The following is a 768-nucleotide window of genomic DNA, read 5'->3' on the forward strand; positions in this document are numbered from 1 at the left end:
GGCGGGCACGTGCCCGCCCCGGGCCCAGGCCACGGAGTTCTTCAGCATCCAGGCGACGAGGGTGTGGGCCGCCTCGTTCGTGGCGCCGCCCCGGTCCTTCTGGTGGGGCAGGACGAAGGCGTGGCAGTCGGCCTGGGTGGCCGCGGTGCCGAAGAGCGCGGGGACGCGGGTCATTGAGAACGGGAGGCCGGTGGTCTTGAAGGTGGTGATCTCCCACTCGCCGTTGAGGTGGAAGGCGGTCTTCCCGCCGTTGAAGACGCCGATGGAACCCGCGTAGTCGACGCGGCGCACCATCAGCCCTTCCTCGACGAGACGGGCCAGGTACTCCAGGACGCGCAGCGCCTTGGCGTCGTCGAGCGCGACGCGCTTCCCGTCCGGCGAGAGGACCGTGCCGCCGGTCTGCGCGTAGAAGCTGGAGAACAGCCGCCAGGGGGTGATGCAGTCGGGTCCGAGCGTCTCCGTCACGAGCCCGGGTTGCCCCGTCGCCTTCTTCGCGGCGCGCAGTGCGCCGGCGAAGTCGTCCGCGCCGCTGATCGGCTTGAGGCGGCCCCCCGACATGAGACCGGCCTTCTCGCAGACCTCCGTCTGGTAGTAGAGGACGAAGGGGTGGGTGTCGAACGGGACGGCGTACTGCTTCCCGCCCACCCGGCCCCTGCGCCAGATGTCCGTCGGGAAGTCCTTCTCCCTCACGCCGAGTTCGGCCAGCAGGCCGAGGTCGAACGGGTCGAGGAGTCTGCCGGGGGCGAAGCCCGCGAGCCGGGCGAGGTG

Annotated in this window: 1 protein-coding gene; it reads right to left on the bottom strand. The window is 71.1% G+C overall.

All coding sequences use genetic code 11. The annotated features are described in order from the left end of the window. Positions 1-768: extracellular solute-binding protein (locus BFF76_RS30345; protein ID WP_141695712.1), on the bottom strand; the 768-nt coding region annotated here is incomplete at both ends.

Origin of the sequence: Streptomyces mutomycini, from assembly GCF_001700505.1 — a bacterium.
GTDB classification, from domain to species: Bacteria; Actinomycetota; Actinomycetes; order Streptomycetales; family Streptomycetaceae; genus Streptomyces; species Streptomyces mutomycini.